The sequence below is a fragment of the Bacteroides coprosuis genome (genome assembly GCF_020741705.1).
Lineage (GTDB): Bacteria > Bacteroidota > Bacteroidia > Bacteroidales > Bacteroidaceae > Bacteroides_E > Bacteroides_E coprosuis.
The window spans coordinates 1-18,423 of sequence record NZ_DYYK01000143.1 but is presented as its reverse complement, the minus strand read 5'-3'; the positions used below and the strand labels follow the sequence as shown (position 1 = coordinate 18,423).

General features: G+C 35.0%; 17 protein-coding genes. 9 read left to right on the top strand and 8 right to left on the bottom strand.

The genetic code is table 11. The annotated features are described in order from the left end of the window. Positions 1-29: 29 nt before the first annotated feature. Entirely contained in the window at positions 30-1,148 is a 1,119-nt protein-coding gene (locus K8V80_RS08675; RefSeq protein ID WP_276777074.1) for an N-acetylmuramoyl-L-alanine amidase family protein, read from the bottom strand. A 116-nt stretch (positions 1,149-1,264) separates the two neighbouring features. Between K8V80_RS08675 and K8V80_RS08670 the strand changes: the two genes are divergently transcribed. The 3 genes from K8V80_RS08670 to K8V80_RS08660 all read left to right on the top strand — a co-directional run bounded on the left by K8V80_RS08670 (position 1,265) and on the right by K8V80_RS08660 (position 5,603). Next, positions 1,265-2,551 (top strand): O-acetylhomoserine aminocarboxypropyltransferase/cysteine synthase family protein, encoded by a 1,287-nt coding sequence (locus K8V80_RS08670; protein WP_006743385.1) that lies wholly within the window; start codon positions 1,265-1,267, stop codon positions 2,549-2,551. Between the two features lie 587 nt (positions 2,552-3,138). Beyond that, positions 3,139-5,415, top strand: a complete 2,277-nt coding sequence (locus K8V80_RS08665; protein ID WP_006743386.1) for an NADP-dependent malic enzyme — start codon at positions 3,139-3,141, stop codon at positions 5,413-5,415. Further along, the gene (locus K8V80_RS08660; protein ID WP_006743387.1) at positions 5,412-5,603 is read left to right on the top strand and encodes a hypothetical protein; all 192 of its coding nucleotides are present in this window, start codon (positions 5,412-5,414) and stop codon (positions 5,601-5,603) included. Before K8V80_RS08665 ends, K8V80_RS08660 begins: the two co-directional genes overlap by 4 nt. Here the strand turns inward: K8V80_RS08660 and K8V80_RS08655 are convergent. Continuing rightward, a complete protein-coding gene (locus tag K8V80_RS08655) occupies positions 5,583-6,203 on the bottom strand; it encodes an aminotransferase class IV (RefSeq protein WP_006743388.1) in 621 nt (206 codons plus the stop codon). The genes K8V80_RS08660 and K8V80_RS08655 overlap by 21 nt on opposite strands. After that, positions 6,187-7,176: an aminodeoxychorismate synthase component I gene (locus K8V80_RS08650; RefSeq protein ID WP_276777068.1), complete on the bottom strand. Its 990-nt coding sequence runs from the start codon at positions 7,174-7,176 to the stop codon at positions 6,187-6,189. The genes K8V80_RS08655 and K8V80_RS08650 overlap by 17 nt, the downstream gene beginning before the upstream one ends. Positions 7,177-7,302: 126 nt before the next feature. On the opposite strand from K8V80_RS08650, the gene K8V80_RS08645 reads away from it, so the two are divergent. The 3 genes from K8V80_RS08645 to K8V80_RS08635 all read left to right on the top strand — a co-directional run bounded on the left by K8V80_RS08645 (position 7,303) and on the right by K8V80_RS08635 (position 11,391). After that, positions 7,303-9,423, top strand: a complete 2,121-nt coding sequence (locus K8V80_RS08645) for a prolyl oligopeptidase family serine peptidase (RefSeq protein WP_276777065.1) — start codon at positions 7,303-7,305, stop codon at positions 9,421-9,423. A 171-nt stretch (positions 9,424-9,594) separates the two neighbouring features. Continuing rightward, positions 9,595-10,932, top strand: a complete 1,338-nt coding sequence (gdhA, locus tag K8V80_RS08640) for an NADP-specific glutamate dehydrogenase (RefSeq protein WP_006743391.1) — start codon at positions 9,595-9,597, stop codon at positions 10,930-10,932. Positions 10,933-10,941: 9 nt separating this feature from the next. Further along, positions 10,942-11,391 carry a septal ring lytic transglycosylase RlpA family protein gene (locus K8V80_RS08635; RefSeq protein WP_006743392.1) on the top strand — a complete coding sequence of 150 codons (450 nt, stop codon included), beginning with the start codon at positions 10,942-10,944 and terminating at the stop codon, positions 11,389-11,391. Here the strand turns inward: K8V80_RS08635 and K8V80_RS08630 are convergent. Together K8V80_RS08630 and K8V80_RS08625 are read right to left on the bottom strand one after the other, a co-directional pair. Further along, on the bottom strand, positions 11,349-11,864 hold the full coding sequence (locus K8V80_RS08630; protein ID WP_006743393.1) for a hypothetical protein: 516 nt from the start codon (positions 11,862-11,864) through the stop codon (positions 11,349-11,351). The genes K8V80_RS08635 and K8V80_RS08630 overlap by 43 nt on opposite strands. A gap of 145 nt (positions 11,865-12,009) precedes the next feature. Then, a complete protein-coding gene (locus tag K8V80_RS08625) occupies positions 12,010-13,455 on the bottom strand; it encodes a CCA tRNA nucleotidyltransferase (RefSeq protein ID WP_276777088.1) in 1,446 nt (481 codons plus the stop codon). A gap of 86 nt (positions 13,456-13,541) precedes the next feature. Between K8V80_RS08625 and K8V80_RS08620 the strand changes: the two genes are divergently transcribed. Further along, a complete protein-coding gene (locus tag K8V80_RS08620) occupies positions 13,542-14,381 on the top strand; it encodes a hypothetical protein (protein WP_006743395.1) in 840 nt (279 codons plus the stop codon). A gap of 71 nt (positions 14,382-14,452) precedes the next feature. On the opposite strand, the gene K8V80_RS08615 is transcribed toward K8V80_RS08620, so the two are convergent. From K8V80_RS08615 to ruvA, 3 genes are read right to left on the bottom strand one after another with little or no spacing between them, the layout of a single operon-like run. Further along, a complete protein-coding gene (locus K8V80_RS08615) occupies positions 14,453-14,584 on the bottom strand; it encodes a hypothetical protein (protein WP_006743396.1) in 132 nt (43 codons plus the stop codon). A 2-nt stretch (positions 14,585-14,586) separates the two neighbouring features. Then, positions 14,587-15,594 (bottom strand): DUF3843 family protein, encoded by a 1,008-nt coding sequence (locus K8V80_RS08610; RefSeq protein ID WP_006743397.1) that lies wholly within the window; start codon positions 15,592-15,594, stop codon positions 14,587-14,589. Positions 15,595-15,619: 25 nt separating this feature from the next. Then, a complete protein-coding gene (gene ruvA, locus K8V80_RS08605; RefSeq protein ID WP_006743398.1) occupies positions 15,620-16,219 on the bottom strand; it encodes a Holliday junction branch migration protein RuvA in 600 nt (199 codons plus the stop codon). Between the two features lie 159 nt (positions 16,220-16,378). Between ruvA and K8V80_RS08600 the strand changes: the two genes are divergently transcribed. Both K8V80_RS08600 and zupT read left to right on the top strand, forming a co-directional pair. Next, positions 16,379-17,278, top strand: a complete 900-nt coding sequence (locus tag K8V80_RS08600; RefSeq protein WP_276777057.1) for a diaminopimelate dehydrogenase — start codon at positions 16,379-16,381, stop codon at positions 17,276-17,278. Positions 17,279-17,743: 465 nt separating this feature from the next. Beyond that, positions 17,744-18,423: zinc transporter ZupT (gene zupT / locus K8V80_RS08595; protein WP_276777054.1), on the top strand; the 680-nt coding region annotated here is incomplete at its 3' end.

The following is an 18,423-nucleotide window of genomic DNA, read 5'->3' as shown; positions in this document are numbered from 1 at the left end:
ATATATCCCTCAACCGAAATAATCATCCTTTATTTCTTCAACTGATTTTCATAATCAGTAATGAAGCCGTGTGCCATCCATTTTGCCAATGCTTGGCGATTTGAGCTAACTACAAAACGTTGCTGATCAAAGCTATTTTGGATATTACCCAACTCTACAAATAGGGCTATAGGGCTAGTATTTTTAAGCACATACAAGTTTCGTGTACTAACTGTGCCCGAGAAACCTCTATTAGGTTGGTGAATATCATATTTTGAAGAGAAATTAGCTTTCATTGTTTCTGCTAACTCTAAGCCTTTAGCATTTGCTCCATAGTGATAAAAGAAGACATCAACACGCTTTTTCTGACTTCTACTATCTAGGTGCAGAAAGATAGCTCTACAATATTTGTACTTCTTTTTATCTTGCTCGTATAATTTATTAATTTTATCTGTTCGTTGTTTTAAACGACTTAATTGATCTAAGGGAATTTTATCTCCCATACAAGTTTCACGCTTGCTATTGGATAGAATTCTATCATCACGAATACCATCTTTCGCATCTTGAATGATAATATGAACTTTTGCACCTTGTATCATCAAGTTACGAGCTAAGCGAAGAGCTATATCGTAAGCATATTCATCTTCATGCAAATGGTGTCTACCCATTTTCCCTATAGCACCAGGATCAGGACCGCCATGACCACTTACTACATAAAAACAAGCATCTTTTAGTCGATCTGATTCTATTTTAAAGGTTTGCTTTCCAGCTCCAAAAAGAGGTTCTGTAATGGTTTTTCCTACTCGTGAAGAAGATTGAGCTGGTGCACTTTTAATTGCTACATCAGTTGTATCTGTAACATCAGTACTCACCACATCATCATTTGAAGTCTGTTCATTAATACTGTCTTTAGGGGGTATTATATAGTAAAAACCTAGTTTCAGAGAGTTATCCTTACCTAATCTTTTTTTATTTAATTCTACAAAAGCTTTATAATAATCTAAGCTACGCTTATTTCGCAAAAGGAATTCATAGACACCCTCACCAGCTTTGGGTTGGGACTTAATAACTTTTTGATCTTGTGCTTGTACAGTTCCACAAACCAAAGGTGTAGATAATATAAAGATACAAATAGCCCGAAACACCCAGGTAATAAGCATTTTTTTCATTATGTTACTATTTCTTAAATATTTGTCGTCCTGTCAAAAGTACATTAAATTTTCTATTTTTGTAAATAAAGCATATCAAATCAATCCTTATTTATTATACTTTAATAACTGAAAAAATGAAAACAGAAACAAAACGTTCAACAATTTGTGTTCAAGGTGGATGGCAGCCTAAAAAAGGAGAACCTAGAGTACTCCCCATCTATCAAAGTACAACTTTTAAGTATGAAACGAGTGACCAAATGGGACGTTTGTTCGACCTAAAAGATTCTGGATATTTTTATACCCGATTACAAAATCCCACAACAGATGCGGTTGCTGCAAAAATTGCTGCTCTAGAGGGTGGTATTGGTGGTATGCTTACATCGAGTGGACAGGCAGCTAACTTCTTTGCCATTTTCAATATTTGCCAAGCAGGAGATCATTTTGTGTCTTCATCTGCTATTTACGGAGGTACTTACAACCTATTTGGCGTGACAATGAAGAAACTAGGTATTGATGTTACCTTCATCAACCCAAACGATAGTGAAGAAGAAATAAAGAAAGCTTTTCGTCCTAACACTAAAGCCTTATTTGGGGAAACAGTATCCAATCCTACTTTAGAGGTTTTAGATATAGAAAAATTTGCCAAGATAGCCCATGAGAAAGGCGTACCCTTAATTATAGATAACACCTTCCCTACTCCCATAAATTGTAGACCCTTTGAATGGGGTGCAGATATAGTAGTACATTCTACCACTAAATATATGGATGGTCATGCTTCTGCCATAGGAGGTTGTATTGTAGATAGCGGAAACTTTGATTGGGCAGCACATGGCGAAAAATTCCCTGGATTATGTACTCCTGACGAATCTTATCATGGACTAACCTATACAGAGTCTTTTGGTAAAATGGCATATTTAACTAAAGCGACAGTGCAGTTAATGCGTGATTTAGGTAGTACACAAAGCCCACAAAATGCTTTTTTACTCAACATTGGCTTAGAAACACTACACTTAAGAATGCCTCAACATTGTAAAAATGCACTTCTAGTGTCTCAATATCTTGAGAAAAATGATAAAGTAGCATGGGTTAATTATTGTGACTTGCCTACTAGCCCTTATTACCAACTTGCTAAGAAATATATGCCTAATGGATCTTGTGGTGTCATTTCTTTTGGTTTAAAAGGTGGTAGAGAAGAATCTATCAAATTTATGGACTCATTAAAATTGGCTGCTATAGTAACACACGTAGCAGATGCTAGAACATGTGTATTACACCCTGCGAGTCATACACACAGGCAACTATCTGATGAACAGCTGATGGAGGCTGGCATACGTCCAGACCTTATTCGTTTTTCGGTAGGCATAGAAGATGCAGATGATATAATTGCTGATATAAAACAAGCTTTAGCACAGGTAAAATAAAACTATCAAACTAATTTCAAAAGAGGTTTAGCTCAAAAACGCTAAGCCTCTTTTTTTATAGAAGAACCTTTATACAAGGGTATAAAGATTTAAAAACATCTCTTTTGTAATCTCAATCCAAAATCATTTTTAGCCCCTATAAACCTCACCTATAAAAACACTCTATTTTATCTTGACACCGACATGATGATTACATGTCGGTGTCAAAGCATTCTCATGTCGGTGTCAGAACATCTACTTAATCCTGATGAAACACCCCTGAAACAATGTATTTTTAATTGACTCTCTTACTTGAAATAAAGATTTATCAAGAACTCATATTTATAGTTTTTTCATACTTAATTTCTTCAATAAAAGGTAAGATATAGAATCACCAACAATGCTTTAGTAAGTCATTCGTGGGTTTTAGACAAAGCAGATTGACTTATTTTTTTCAAAAGACATAGATATTCATAAGTATCTTAAAATAGTATCGTTTCAATTCATATATGTTAACAAGCTTTCAGACTATTCAAGCAACATACACGGTTATTAATATGTATATTTGTTAGAATCAATATTAAAAACTAATAACATATCCTGAATCAATGAAAATCACAAAGGAAGCGGCTCTTCGGTATCACTCTGAAGGAAAGCCTGGGAAGATAGAAGTGGTTCCAACAAAACCCTATCGCACTCAAACAGATTTATCTCTTGCATACTCACCTGGTGTAGCAGAACCTTGTCTGTCTATACAAGAGAATCCACTTGATGCTTACAAATATACAGCAAAAGGGAACCTTGTAGCAGTTATTTCAAATGGTACTGCAGTATTAGGTCTAGGAGATATTGGCGCATTGAGCGGGAAACCTGTTATGGAAGGAAAAGGTCTGCTCTTCAAGATTTATGCAGGCATTGATGTTTTTGACATAGAATTGGATGAAAAAGATCCAGACAAGTTTGTCGAAGCAGTAAAAGCCATTGCTCCTACTTTTGGAGGTATTAATCTAGAAGATATTAAAGCACCCGAATGTTTTGAAATCGAAAGAAGACTTAAAGAGGAATTGGACATTCCTGTTATGCACGATGATCAACATGGAACAGCAATTATATCTGCTGCGGGGTTAATCAATGCACTTGAGGTTGCTGAAAAGAAAATAGACAAAGTTAAAATTGTAGTAAATGGGGCTGGTGCATCAGCTATCTCATGTACTAGACTATATATGATGTTGGGAGCTAAGAAAGAAAACATCACTATGCTAGATAGTAAAGGAGTCATTTACAAAGGTCGTACAGATCTAAATGAGCAAAAACAAGAGTTTGCTAATGAAAATACCAAAGCACGTACACTTTCTGAAGCTATTAAAGGTGCTGATGTATTTGTAGGTTTATCAAGAGGCAATATTCTTTCAAAAGACATGGTTAGGAGTATGGCTGCCAAACCAATCGTTTTTGCACTAGCCAACCCTGTACCAGAAATCTCTTATGAGGATGCAATGGATGCACGCCCTGATGTATTAATGGCAACAGGAAGAAGTGATTATCCTAATCAGATCAACAATGTGATTGGGTTCCCTTACATCTTCCGTGGAGCTCTAGATACACGTGCAACATCAATTAATGAAGAAATGAAGGTTGCTGCTGTACATGCGATTGCAAATCTAGCTAAACAGCCAGTACCCGAACTAGTAAATAAGACATATAGTGTAAACAACTTAAGCTTTGGTCCGAATTACTTTATACCAAAACCTGTAGATCAACGTCTGATTACAGAGGTTTCTACTGCTGTAGCTAAAGCAGCTATGGAAACTGGTGTAGCACAAGTTGAAATAAAAGACTGGGAAGTATATCAAGATAAGCTACGAGAATTAATGGGTTATGAAAGTAAGTTAACTCGTCAATTCTACGAAACAGCTCGCCGTGATCCTCAACGTGTCGTTTTTGCAGAAGGTGGACACCCTAATATGCTTAAAGCAGCTATCGAAGCTAAAGAAGAAGGAATCTGCTACCCTATTTTACTAGGTAATACAGATCACATCACACGCCTTGCACACAACTTGGATCTTTCTCTTGATGGTGTAGAATTAATTAATCTACGCAATGAAAAGGAAACACTAAGACGCGAAAAATTCGCCAAACTATTGGCAGAGAAACGTGCACGTGAAGGTATGACTGTTGATGAAGCTAATGACAGAATGTTCGATCGCAACTACTTTGGTATGATGATGGTTGAAACAGGTGAAGCAGATGCATTCATTACGGGAGTTTATTCTAAATATAGTGACACAATCAAAGTTGCAAAAGAAGTGATTGGTATTCGTGAAGGTTTTGAACACTTCGGTACTCTTCATATTTTAAACAGCAAAAAAGGTCCTTATTTCCTAGCAGACACCTTAATTAACCGTTTACCTGGTACAGATAGTCTTATAGACATTGCTCTATTAACAGAGAATACTGTCAAAACATTTAATTATGAACCAGTAATGGCTATGATTAGCTTCTCCAACTTTGGTGCAGATACGGGAGGTAGCCCAGAACAAGTACATAATGCCATCTCTCATCTTCATAAATATCACCCAGAAGTATTAATTGATGGCGAAATGCAAATCAATTTTGCACTGAACAAAGATCTAAGAGATAAAAAATATCCATTTAATAAACTAAAAGGTAAAGAAGTTAATACATTTGTATTCCCTAACTTGAGTTCGGCAAACTCTGCATACCAATTATTACAAGGAATGACAGATGCTGAATTGATAGGTCCTATACAGATGGGGTTGAATAAACCTATTCACTTTACCGACTTAGAAAGTTCTGTTAGAGACATTGTTAACACAACAGCTATTGCAGTAATTGATGCAATGATTGAAAAAAATAAAAAATGATACCTAAACGTCGAAAGCCTTTATCCAATTTTCAGATAGTATGCATCATTCTAATGTGGGCTATACTTATGACTATTATTATATCAGGAACACCTACACTAGATGGTCCTGTTATTCTATCACTTATTATTGCTACTTTATTGGTGTTTATACCTGTTTATAAAGCATTAAGTAGAAGGAATAAATGAACGTTTACCCTTACTTATCTGATCAATAGAGTAAGTAGGTGATTCGGATAAAGTCATCATCGCATTTATCATTTTGAAATGATTAAAAGAGGTTAAGTTACACTGAGTAATCTTAGCCTCTTTTATTTTATGTGTATCTAAAAGAATTTGTCTTTGTGTTCCTTTGAGTAAGTAAGTTTCTGGAGTAAACCACTCCCCATCTTTCTCAAAAATAAGATTAGAATAAGTAGTATCTGTTATTGATCCATTTTGAGTAATAATGATTTCTACGTCTTGTTCTTTTTTCAAAGAATCGAGTGCTGCCCTATCTTCTCTTTTAAAACAATAATTTAAGTGAGTAGCCTCAACCAATTCAAAACGCTTCCATACTTTGGGTTGATAAGGCGCTAAATCAACTTGTAAAAAGCGATCCTTACTATATAAGATACGAACTTTATAATAGCCTTGTTGAGGTGTTTTATGAGTTGCTAATAAAGTATCAAGCAATAAAAAGGGCTTCCCACCATGCTCCAACAGTGTATTATTTAATCGATTTTGATGATATCGAAGGTTCAAAAAACGCCCATTTCTGAGAGCGATAGACTCAATCCAACGGCACATAAATTTTATCTTTTATTTCTTCATACTCACTTTTGGCTATACTATCAGACGTTACACCACCACCGCTTTTATAAAAGAACTGATCATTCTCTTTTTCGATTAAACGTATTAACACGCAACTATCTAAAGTTTTACCATCAAATATTCCACATACACCTGTATAATAACTACGCGTATAACCTTCTACTTCTGTAATAATCTCTAAGGCTTCTTTCTTTGGAGTCCCAACGATAGAACCTGCGGGGGTAAGTTTATCAAATAGCTTACCATAGGCTGTTCTATATTCATCCTTTAACATGCCAGAGACCTCAGAACTGACTTGGAGTAAGTTTTTGTCATTCGTATGAAGTCTATCAATATATCTAAAGCGAGGAATTGACACGTTATTAGCCACTTCTGAAAGCTCCCTTTTCAGTAAATGAGCAGTAGCGGTGTGTTCTCTTATTTCCTTTGGACTATTCAGTATAAGTTCTTCTGCATTCGGAATATTTGCATCTATAGTACCCTTCATAGGGTAAGTAGAAATCACACCCTTCTCATCAATTCGAACAAATATTTCGGGGGTACAACACACAAACTTATCTTTCAACATCACTTTATATTTTGCATGGGCTGCCCTAAATATATTTTCGAATGAAGTATGCAAATGAACAGGAGTAGGCGTAGTAAGGTTGATAACATCTACATTTTTCTTTACAAAAAGAGCTTGTGCCTGATCAAATTTGGCTAGATAAGAATCGAAGCTATAAGGCTTTTTTTCTAGAATCAAGTCCGACTTTGCAACGATATACTTATCTCCATTAGAGCAGTTGGAATAGTGAGGGAATTCGTATTTTATTTCAGACTCATTACTCTTTAAATCAGATAATTGTTTCAGTATAGGCTTTTGTTTTTCAAAGTCTATTATAAATAAATAAGGGATATTTTGAGCTGTCCACTCATCCATTTGTTTATAAAAGGAATTTAATTTCATGTTTTATAGTTTTTGCCTTATATTACAAATATAATTGTTCTAAATCGAAGAGCTGAATAATTCTGATTTTTTACTTAATTTTGTTTCAGTTCCCCTTATGAAGTCAAACTATTCTATTTATATCTTATGAAGAAAACAACGTTATTATTATTAACAGGAGCTATGATTAGTTCATGCAGTACAAAACAGAATAAGTCTATTACTTATCCTGAAACGAAAAAAGTAGACACGGTAGATGTTTATTTTGGCACAGAAGTAGCCGACCCTTATCGATGGTTGGAAGATGATCGCTCAGCTGAAACAGCAGCTTGGGTAGAAGCTCAAAACAAAGTAACTAATGCTTACTTACAGCAGATCCCATTTAGACAAGCTCTGTTAAAGAGACTGACAGATCTTACCAACTATGAAAAAATGAGTGCACCATTTAAAAAATATGGTCAATACTATTTTTACAAGAATGATGGTTTGCAAAACCAAAGTGTACTCTATACACAAAAAACATTGGAAGACACTCCAGAGGTATTTTTAGACCCTAATAAGCTATCAGATGATGGAACTGTAGCATTAAAAGGCTTAAGTTTCTCCAAAGATGGCAAATACGCTGCATACACCATTTCGAGAAGCGGCTCAGACTGGACAGAAATTTATGTAATGGACGCAGCAACCAAACAACCGCTACAAGATCATATCGTATGGGCTAAGTTTACAGGTGCATCTTGGTGTGGTGACGGTTTTTATTATAGTGCTTATGATGCTCCTAAAGAGGGATCAGAGTTCTCTAGTAAAAATGAAAATCATAAGATTTATTACCACAAATTGGGTACTCCTCAAGCAGATGATAAGTTAGTCTATGAGAATAAAGAGCACCCACTCCGTTTTTATTCAGCTAGTGTTAGCGAAGATGAAACGATCTTATTTATTTATGAATCTGGAGAAGGCAGAGGTAATGCTTTATTTATGAAAGACCTTAAAAAAGCAAACAGCCCTATTGTTTCTTTGGCTACAGATTTTGATTATACTTACTCCCCCCTTGATGTTATTGGAGATAAGATTTACATCTTAACAAATTTCCAAGCTCCAAACTACCGTATTATGGTAGCAGATACAAACAATCCGCAAATAGGACAATGGACCGAATTGATTCCCAATCAAGAATCGGTTATTGCAGATGCTCAGTTTATAGATAATAAACTATTTATCACTTACGATAAAGATGCATCTAGCCACCCATTTATTTATAGTTTAGATGGCAAATTAATTCAAGAAGTACAATTACCATCGGTAGGTAGTGTAGGTTTTACGGGTGATAAAGAGGAGAAAGAATGCTTTATGGTGTTTACATCATTTACAACTCCTACTTCTATTTACAAATACAATATTGACGCAAACTCTTATGAGCTTTACAGAGCTCCTAAAGTGGATTTCAACCCAGATGAATATGAAAGTTATCAGGTCTTCTTCCAGAGCAAAGATGGAACTAAGATTCCGATGTTCCTAACTCATAAGAAAGGTCTAGTTAAAGATGGTTCTAACCCCGTATATCTCTACGGATATGGTGGTTTCAATATTAGTTTAAATCCAGGATTCTCTGCTGCAAGAATACCATTCCTAGAAAACGGTGGTATTTATGCACAAGTTACTCTTCGTGGTGGAGGTGAGTATGGAGAAGATTGGCACATTGCAGGAACTAAGATGAATAAACAAAATGTTTTTGATGACTTCATTGGTGCTGCAGAATATCTAATTCAAGACAAATATACTTCAGCTAAAAAAATAGCTATAGTAGGTGGTTCGAATGGCGGATTGCTTGTTGGAGCATGTATGACTCAACGTCCAGAGTTATTTGGAGCGGCAGTACCTCAAGTTGGGGTAATGGATATGTTACGCTACCACAAATTCACTATTGGCTGGAATTGGGCAAGTGATTATGGAACAAGTGAAGATAGCAAAGAAATGTTTGAGTACTTATACAATTACTCTCCACTTCACAGTTTAAAGCCAAATACCACTTATCCTCCAACACTAGTTACAACTGCTGATCATGATGATAGAGTTGTTCCTGCTCACTCATTTAAGTTTGCTGCACGCTTACAAGAATGTAGCGACGGAACCAATCCTACAGTTATAAGAATTGACAGTAAAGCAGGACACGGAGCAGGTAAACCTATAGGCAAAGTCCTAGAGGAACAAGCAGACACGTATGGTTTCATTATGTATAACCTTGGAATGAACCCCAAATTTAATTAACATATTAATTATCAAATAGAAGCAGACTCCTCATTATGTAAGGAGTCTGCTTTATTTTTAAAACATTTTTAGTCAAACATTCATTGACAAATCCATATATAATTCTATATATTTGTATATAAGAGTTTATTTCAGCTCTAAATAACAAATAACCTCACTAAAAATTTAACTATGAATATTGATCAAATTGTAGCTGATTTAGCTGCTAAACACCCTGGAGAACCAGAGTATCATCAAGCAGTAAAAGAAGTTCTTCTATCCATTAAAGATGTTTACAATGAACATCCTGAATTTGGAAAAGCCAAAATCATAGAACGCTTAGTAGAACCCGATCGTATCTTCACTTTTAAAGTTACTTGGGTTGATGACAAAGGTACTCCTCAAGTAAACTTAGGTTATAGAGTTCAATTTAATAACGCTATCGGCCCATATAAAGGAGGTATTCGCTTCCACCCATCTGTAAACCTTTCTATTCTTAAATTCTTAGGATTTGAGCAAACCTTCAAAAATGCTTTAACAACACTACCTATGGGTGGTGGTAAAGGTGGTTCTGATTTTTCACCAAAAGGGAAAAGTGATGCCGAAATCATGCGTTTCTGTCAAGCTTATATCTTAGAATTATGGAAATATTTAGGTCCAGACACCGATGTTCCAGCAGGAGATATAGGGGTTGGAGGTAGAGAGGTAGGCTATATGTATGGTATGTACAAAAAACTAACCAACGAATGCACAGGAACTTTTACAGGAAAAGGTCTATCCTTTGGAGGATCTGTAATTCGTCCAGAAGCCACAGGATTTGGAGCTCTTTATTTTGTAAATGAAATGCTCCAGACTAAAGGCCAAGATATTCAAGGAAAGACAGTTGCTATTTCAGGTTTTGGAAATGTAGCATGGGGAGCTGTAACAAAAGCCACAGAACTAGGAGCCAAGGTAGTTACTATATCTGGTCCTGATGGATATATACTAGATCCAGAAGGAATTTCAGGTGAAAAGATAGACTATATGCTAGAACTAAGATCATCAGGAAACGATGTAGTTGCGCCTTATGCTAAAAAATATCATTCAGCCACATTCTTCCCTGGCAAAAAACCTTGGGAAGTCAAAGTAGATATAGCAATGCCTTGTGCTACACAAAATGAATTAAGTGGAGAAGATGCTCAAAAGCTCATCAATAATAAGGTAGGATGTGTAGCCGAGGTATCTAACATGGGTTGTACACCAGAAGCAATTGATTTATTTATAGAAAATAATATTACCTTTGCACCAGGAAAAGCTGTAAATGCAGGCGGTGTAGCTACTTCAGGACTAGAAATGTCTCAAAATGCACTTCACCTTCCATGGACAGCAGCCGAAGTTGACCAAAAACTTCACCAAATAATGCATGGCATTCATAGTCAATGTGTGCAGTATGGTAAAGAAGAATCTGGTTACTTGAATTATGTAAAAGGTGCTAATATTGCAGGCTTCATGAAAGTGGCAGATGCTATGTTAGGCCAAGGTATAATTTAATAGAGAATAATGGGTAAGAAAATAATACTTCTTATTTGTGTAATATTTAGCACTACTTGTCTTTTCGCTCAAGAAGAGGTGGGTAGTGCTTCTTTTTATAACAACCGATTCCATGGAAATAAAACAGCAAGTGGAGAGCGATATAATAAGAACTTATTAACTTGTGCACATCCCTCCTATCCATTTGGAACAAAACTAAAAATAACTAACCAACACAACGGAAAAGAAGTCTATGTCAAAGTAAATGACAGAGGTCCATTCAAATCTAAGAGAATCATTGATTTATCTTATTTGGCTGCAAAAGAGTTAGATATTATAAGAAGAGGAATAGCCTCTGTAAAAGTAGAAGTAATAAGAGACTTTTCTGATAAAAAACCTCCTATCACTCCAAAACTAAATTTTAGCTGGGCTAATATTTATCGACTAACCTTTCGGATTCCTGATAAGTTAGTGAGGTAATAATTATCCCCTATATTCATAGATTCCACTCCAACAGAGTAAACACTTTCTCCATATTTAAAGAATAACTCTCCCTTATAAGGAGGCTCACTCTGTCTATAAGGAATAACATAATCTAAGTATATTACTTTATTCCACTCAATACCAAGCATTGCAGCTTCTCGCTTAGTATTGTATATGGATTTATATAAGTATTGTGGTCGTTCTGATTGTTCATCTTCTATTAGTGAATAAAGACTATTCTTTGTCTTTTCTCCTTTTACAGTTTCAGATAAGCATTTATTGATATCATTAGTCGTTGCAAAAAAACCAACAAGTTCTTTTGCCTCTAGTTGGTTTATTTGCTCAAGGACTTCAAAAGAGAAATGTCCAATACCTTCTAAGCTACCTACGCTCTTTCCTGAAGAAGAACATGATACAAGATTGAATGAGAGTCCTAAAGCTAGGACTAAATAAAATAGCTTTCTATACATAGTTTTATTTTAACATAATTAATCTAGTCAAAGATAAATATCCTATCAGGCTATAGCAAATAAAAAAGAACTAAGGTTCTAAACTATTACCTAAAATACAGATTAAGGATGTAAAAAAAGGCAGTTGCAACTGCCTTTTTTGTGTTTATTTCATAAACTCTGATTGAATCGTTAGTCCTTTTGATTTCGCTTTATCCATTAAAAAATTAAATGCTGCATCATATTCATTGGGAATAACTCCATCGAGAATAGCATCTTTAATAGCAGTCTTCAATGAACCCACTTCTTTCGAAGGAGGTAAATTAAACATCTCCATTATCTCTTCCCCACTGATTGGTGGTTGGAAATTACGAACTCTATCTTTTTCTTCTATTGACTTAAGTTTCCGACGAACTAAAGCAAAATTATTTAAGAATCTCTGCTTGCGTTCTAAGTTTTTAGAAGTAATATCAGCTTCACAAAGTGTCATTAAATCATCTATATCGTCTCCTGCTTCAAAGAGCAAACGACGAACAGCAGAATCTGTTACTTCATCATCGGCTATAACGATAGGACGCATATGCAAACGCACTAACTTTTGAACATACTTCATCTTTTCATTCATAGGTAATTTCATCTTCCTAAATATTTTAGGAATCATCTTCTCCCCTATAAAATTATGATTGTGAAATGTCCAACCTGCTTTGGGATCCCATCGCTTAGTTGCAGGCTTTGCAATATCATGCAATAAAGCGGCCCACCTTAACCACAAGTTATCTATAGCTTGACAGATGTTATCTAAGACTTGTAAGGTATGATAGAAATTATCTTTATGCCCGCGTCCATTTACGGTCTCAACTCCTTGCAAGGCCAAAAGCTCTGGAAATATTAAAGCCAACAAACCTGAACGATCCAAATCAACAAAACCCTTGGAGGGTACTGGTGAAAGGATTATCTTATTCAACTCATCGGCAATACGTTCTTTTGAGATAATTTCAATACGCTCATGATTACGAGCCAAAGAGTCAAAAGTATCATCCTCTATATAGAAATTCAATTGGGTAGCAAAACGGATGCAACGCATCATACGCAATGGATCATCACTAAAGGTGATATCTGGATCAAGTGGAGTACGTATCGTTTTCTCCTCCAAATCTTTCATTCCATTAAAGGGATCAATTAGCTCACCAAAACGCTCCTGATTTAGACATACTGCCATGGCATTGATCGTAAAGTCTCTACGATTCTGATCATCTTCTAAAGTTCCATCTTCCACAATTGGTTTTCGGGAGTCTCTTTGATAAGATTCTTTTCGAGCTCCTACAAACTCTACTTCCAAGTTTTTATACTTTACTTGTGCCGTTCCAAAGTTTTTAAAGACAGATAAATTGGCTCCTCTTCCTAGCTTGCGAGTTAAAGCCTCGGCTATTTTAATTCCACTCCCAACAACAACAACATCAATATCTGTTGATGGACGGTCTAGAAATATATCGCGCACATATCCTCCTACTACATAACATTCTAAATTTAGTTCGTCAGCAGTTTGGGATATTTGATGAAATATTGGACTATCAAATTTTTTCTTCAATTCATCACTTGTCAACTCTTTCATCTTTCTCATTTTAAGTTTCAGCTTGCAAAGGTACAAAAAACTGATATTATTTGTATTTTTGCTTATACAATAAATACTTTTGACCTATGCGTAAAACAATTATTCTTCTTTTTTCAGTTATTTTATTTAGTGCTTGCGGACCTTCTGAGGATAATAAAGCACAAAAATATCTTGATGCAGCTCATTTATCTTTCCAAGAAGGTAACTATACTAAAGCAAAGCTCCAGATTGATAGCATAAAAACTCTTTACCCGAAAGCTTTTAAATCCAGAAAAGCTGGAAACAGATTTATACTACAAATAGAACAAGAAGAACAGTTAAGAGGTTTAACTTATTTAGATAGTTTAGAAACTAGTAAAAAAGAGGAGTTTGAAGCAATTAAAAAGAACTACAAACTTGAAAAAGATGAAAAGTACCAAGAAATAGGACATTACATCATACCCGAGCAAGTCATAGAAAAGAATTTAAATCGTTCATTCCTCCGTTTTCAAGTGAATGAAAAGGGTGTTATGAGCATGACTTCTATTTACTCGGGCAAAGGCGCTATTCATCATCATACAGTCAAAGTGAGCGCTCCTGATGGTAGTTTTTCTGAGACACCCATGTCTAATGATACCTTTGTAACTGAAAATCTAGGTATTACATCCGAAAAATCAGATTTTAAAATGGGACAAGATGATGGATTGATCAACTTCATCATTCTAAATAAAGATAAAAGCTTAAAAGTGACATTCATTGGAGATCGCTCTTATAACTTTACTCTTCATAAAACAGATATAAAAGCAGCTGTTGAAGTAGAAAAGTTAGCAAGAATTCTTCACACTATCACTGAAATTGATAAAGCAAGAGAAGAAGCTAATCTTAAATTGAAATTTGTTAAGATGAGAATGGAGAAAAATGACTCCATAGACAATCTTGAAAAATAATCTATCTCGAAGAAAAAGGAAGAGGATATACTCTGTTTTATCAACAAAAGTATATCCTCTTTTTTATATTCTTACTTCACTCTTCGATTGAGTTGATTATTTGCCTTACTTGTTTTTGATTTTCCGACACGCTTACCTGTCGATTTCTTTTTTTGAGATTGAACTTTTCTAGGCTGTTCTACTTTTTTCTTGAATCTTCCCATAATCAATCTCCTTCATAAAATTCACCCAAATACCACCTAGTGATAAAGTCCCAATTATCTTGCAACAACTGATGTCCTTTATCAAATGGAAGAGCAGCTTCTTTTAGATAACCTTGACTTATACCATACTTTAGCAAATCGAAAGGGCAACTTCCTTGTTCACAAAACAACACATAACTTTCCTCTTGAGCTTTATCGGCATCATACAAAGGATTTTGGTCTGCTTTGAAATAGAGGGCAGCTTCTGGAGCTAATAATATTCCTTTAGAGTTTGCATAAAGAATAAAGTTTTTGTGAGGTTTCATCTCGGGCATTAAAGATTCTTCTTTATCCTCCCACTTTAAAATATCAACAAAAAAACGAGCTAAATCATCATAACTAGCAAAGAATTGAAGAGGATATCCCTTAGTAAACTCTAATAGCTTTTTAGCGCTTGCTGATGTACAATGTTCTGCAGTAATCAAAGGCATTGCTTTTGCATTTCTCTGAAGCAACTCCATATCCATTATCCAGTCAGCTGATTCAGCCTCAGTAACAGGAGCATCTTCAAAAGCTTCATCCAATAAATTGAATATTGAGCTAGATAATTGTTCTAACTCCTTATCGAGAGGGTTCATCAAAATATAGTCATCTCCTATCTCATCTTGAGGACAAGACAAAAAAGACCAGATTACAAATTGAATGTCTTCTCGGTTAATTTCGCTATCGAAATACTCATCTTTCTTGATGTTATAGAAAGGCAATTTCTTTTGGTAAAGTTCTTCTATTCGATTTCTAAAGCGCATCCATCCTCCTCCCTCTGATACTGCATCTTCAAAATACACAGTCAACAGCAAAGCTAAGTCTTTATATTCTTCAAATGTAAATTCTTGAAGAATAGAACTTTCTTTTAAAAGAGGAATTAAGTTTTGAGCAAACTCTAAATACCACTGATCATCAGCAGAAGATTGCTGGTAAGTATGCAAAGACAACCAATCTTGCATATATATCTTTTCTGATTTATTATTCATAAATTAATTTAATCCAACAGACTATTTATAATCTCTTAAGAGCTAGTTTTACCACCTCTTCAATGGTGTGATTTGGGTTTTCTTTAAAAATAGCGTGAACCACTTTACGAGTAGGAGCTGGAGCAAAGCCTAACATGGTCAGAGCAGAAATAGACTCATTATAAATATCCATATCTGAAAGGGTAGACTCTCCTACAGTTACATGACCATTTTCAACTATAGCTGTTGATTTTATCTTATCTTTTAAATCAACAATAATACGCTCTGCCGTTTTTTTACCAATTCCTTTTACAGATTGTAAAAGTTTGGTGTTTTCAGTTCCAATGGCCTCCACCAACTCTACTGGGCTTAAAGCAGACAATATCATACGTGCTGTATTACCACCAATACCAGATACGGAATTTAATAGCAAGAACAACTCTCGTTCTTCTTTGTTTATAAAACCGAATAGTTGGTGTGCATCCTCACGAATAACTTCTTGTATGTATAGTTTACATTCTTTTTTCCCTTGTAATGCTGAATAAGTATTTAGTGATATACTTACACCATAACCTACTCCATTACAGTCGACAACAGCTTGAGCTGGGGTTAGTTCAGCCAACTCACCTTTTACATATTCAATCATAGAAACAGGACTTTAATTGGTCTTTAAAAAAGATAGTATCTCTCTCTATTTCTTTATGTTATTGACAAATTTTATCAAAACATTTGACCATAAAAAAGAATAATTTGATTAGTTTTGAAACAAAAATAGATAAAATCGAATCATAAAGCTAAATAATTTATGAAAAAAGTAAAAGCAGTAATTGTAGGATATGGTAACATAGGCAAGTATGTCTTACAAGCTCTTCAAACCGCACCTGATTTTGAAATAGTAGGTATCGTTCGTCGTTCTGGCGCAGAAGACCTACCTATCGAATTAACACCCTATCGAGTAGTAAAAAATATCAAAGAATTAGGAGTTGTAGATGTAGCTATTCTTTCTACACCAAGTCGTACCGTAGAAGCTTATGCTAAAGAGATTTTAGAACTAGGAATTAATACGGTAGATAGTTTTGACATTCATACGGGCATTAGTGATTTACGAAAAGAGCTTAATGCCATTGCACAAAAACACAATTCTGTCTCTATTATATCATGTGGATGGGATCCAGGCAGTGACTCTATTGTTCGTGCACTTCTACAAGCTATGGCTCCCAAAGGTCTAACTTATACCAATTTTGGTCCAGGAATGAGCATGGGGCATACTGTTGCCGTAAAAGCTGTAAAAGGAGTAAAAGACGCTTTGTCTATGACTATACCCACAGGTACAGGTATCCATAGAAGAATGGTTTATGTTGAACTTGAAGAAGGAGCCTCTTTTGCTAAAGTAGATAAAGACATTAAGGAAGATGACTACTTCGTTCATGATGAAACTCACGTCAAGGAAGTAGATTGTGTTGATTCTCTAAAAGACATGGGGCATGGTGTGCACCTTACTCGAAAGGGAGTATCAGGAACAACTCAAAATCAATTATTTGAATTTAGTATGACCATAAATAATCCTGCATTGACTGCACAAATATTAGTTGCTTCGGCTAGGGCTGCAACACGTCAACAACCTGGCGCATATACTATGATTGAAATTCCGGTGGTAGACTTATTACCTGGAAGCAGAGAAGAATGGATAGGTAAATTAGTATAAAATACTTTTTATTTGTGATAAAAGCTCACTCACTTTAAAATTCAAAACCAACTAATTATCTAATTTAGATACACACATCTCCATGAAATAATCCTAGCAGAAATGCATAGGTATTGGGGGGATATATCTTCTTAAGTAAAAGAATAAGCACACTTATTCGTAAATTATTTTACATACATTAATAAGATATCAATACTAGTTTAGAGAAATTAAATAGGGAATTTAACTCTATCACTTTAAAAGATTTTAAATATAAAACAGCTCTGATTGATCAATATTATCAGAGCTATTTTATTTATAATCAACACATCATATAATAAGTTTGTAAAATACAGAGTTTAGGTAATCTAAACATGTAAGCTATTTGACTCTTTAAAATAGGTCTAAAATACAAGAATCTATCAGGGTCGTCTAACAAATCAGTGTCAAACTTGTTTATTACATGAACAAGCATTTTTCTAACATATGGATATAACAATAACACATCAAGAAGTTTTATTTGCTTTTTTCTTAACTACCATCGCAGGTTTATCTACAGGTATTGGTAGTTTAATAGCCCTTATAGCAAAGAAAACAAACACAAATTTTTTAAGTATTTCACTCGGATTTTCTGCTGGTATAATGATTTATGTATCATTTATGGAAATGATGCCTGAAGCCTTGCAAAATCTAGGATCAATATATGGAGAAAAACAAGGTACATTATTTCTAATTATAGCCTTCTTTGCAGGTATTGCGATCATTAACTTGATTGACTTTATGATTCCACAGTCCATTAACCCTCACGAAGTTCAAGGAGTAGAAGATATGGACGACAAAACCTTGCAAATGAAAAGGACAGGTATTGTAGTGGCTCTATCTATTGCTATTCACAACTTTCCAGAGGGGATAGCAACTTTCACCTCAGCACTAACATCGCTAGATGTAGCTATACCCATTACCATTGCTATAGCCATTCATAATATTCCTGAGGGAATTGCTGTAGCTGTGCCGATTTACCATGCAACAGGTAGTCGTAAAAAGGCATTTTGGTATTCTTTTTTATCAGGATTATCTGAACCCGCTGGAGCTTTATTGGCCTATTTATTTTTAATGCATTATTGGACACCAGCAATTAACGGGATAGTTTTAGCTGCTGTATCGGG

What these genes read in the sequence shown, in the direction of transcription:
- K8V80_RS08675 (WP_276777074.1), bottom strand. Translation starts at nt 1,148, where the DNA reads ATGAAAAAAATGCTTATTACCTGGGTGTTTCGGGCTATTTGTATCTTT.
- K8V80_RS08670 (WP_006743385.1), top strand. Translation starts at nt 1,265, where the DNA reads ATGAAAACAGAAACAAAACGTTCAACAATTTGTGTTCAAGGTGGATGG.
- K8V80_RS08665 (WP_006743386.1), top strand. Translation starts at nt 3,139, where the DNA reads ATGAAAATCACAAAGGAAGCGGCTCTTCGGTATCACTCTGAAGGAAAG.
- K8V80_RS08660 (WP_006743387.1), top strand. Translation starts at nt 5,412, where the DNA reads ATGATACCTAAACGTCGAAAGCCTTTATCCAATTTTCAGATAGTATGC.
- K8V80_RS08655 (WP_006743388.1), bottom strand. Translation starts at nt 6,203, where the DNA reads ATGTGCCGTTGGATTGAGTCTATCGCTCTCAGAAATGGGCGTTTTTTG.
- K8V80_RS08650 (WP_276777068.1), bottom strand. Translation starts at nt 7,176, where the DNA reads ATGAAATTAAATTCCTTTTATAAACAAATGGATGAGTGGACAGCTCAA.
- K8V80_RS08645 (WP_276777065.1), top strand. Translation starts at nt 7,303, where the DNA reads ATGAAGAAAACAACGTTATTATTATTAACAGGAGCTATGATTAGTTCA.
- gdhA (WP_006743391.1), top strand. Translation starts at nt 9,595, where the DNA reads ATGAATATTGATCAAATTGTAGCTGATTTAGCTGCTAAACACCCTGGA.
- K8V80_RS08635 (WP_006743392.1), top strand. Translation starts at nt 10,942, where the DNA reads ATGGGTAAGAAAATAATACTTCTTATTTGTGTAATATTTAGCACTACT.
- K8V80_RS08630 (WP_006743393.1), bottom strand. Translation starts at nt 11,864, where the DNA reads ATGTATAGAAAGCTATTTTATTTAGTCCTAGCTTTAGGACTCTCATTC.
- K8V80_RS08625 (WP_276777088.1), bottom strand. Translation starts at nt 13,455, where the DNA reads ATGAAAGAGTTGACAAGTGATGAATTGAAGAAAAAATTTGATAGTCCA.
- K8V80_RS08620 (WP_006743395.1), top strand. Translation starts at nt 13,542, where the DNA reads ATGCGTAAAACAATTATTCTTCTTTTTTCAGTTATTTTATTTAGTGCT.
- K8V80_RS08615 (WP_006743396.1), bottom strand. Translation starts at nt 14,584, where the DNA reads ATGGGAAGATTCAAGAAAAAAGTAGAACAGCCTAGAAAAGTTCAATCT.
- K8V80_RS08610 (WP_006743397.1), bottom strand. Translation starts at nt 15,594, where the DNA reads ATGAATAATAAATCAGAAAAGATATATATGCAAGATTGGTTGTCTTTG.
- ruvA (WP_006743398.1), bottom strand. Translation starts at nt 16,219, where the DNA reads ATGATTGAATATGTAAAAGGTGAGTTGGCTGAACTAACCCCAGCTCAA.
- K8V80_RS08600 (WP_276777057.1), top strand. Translation starts at nt 16,379, where the DNA reads ATGAAAAAAGTAAAAGCAGTAATTGTAGGATATGGTAACATAGGCAAG.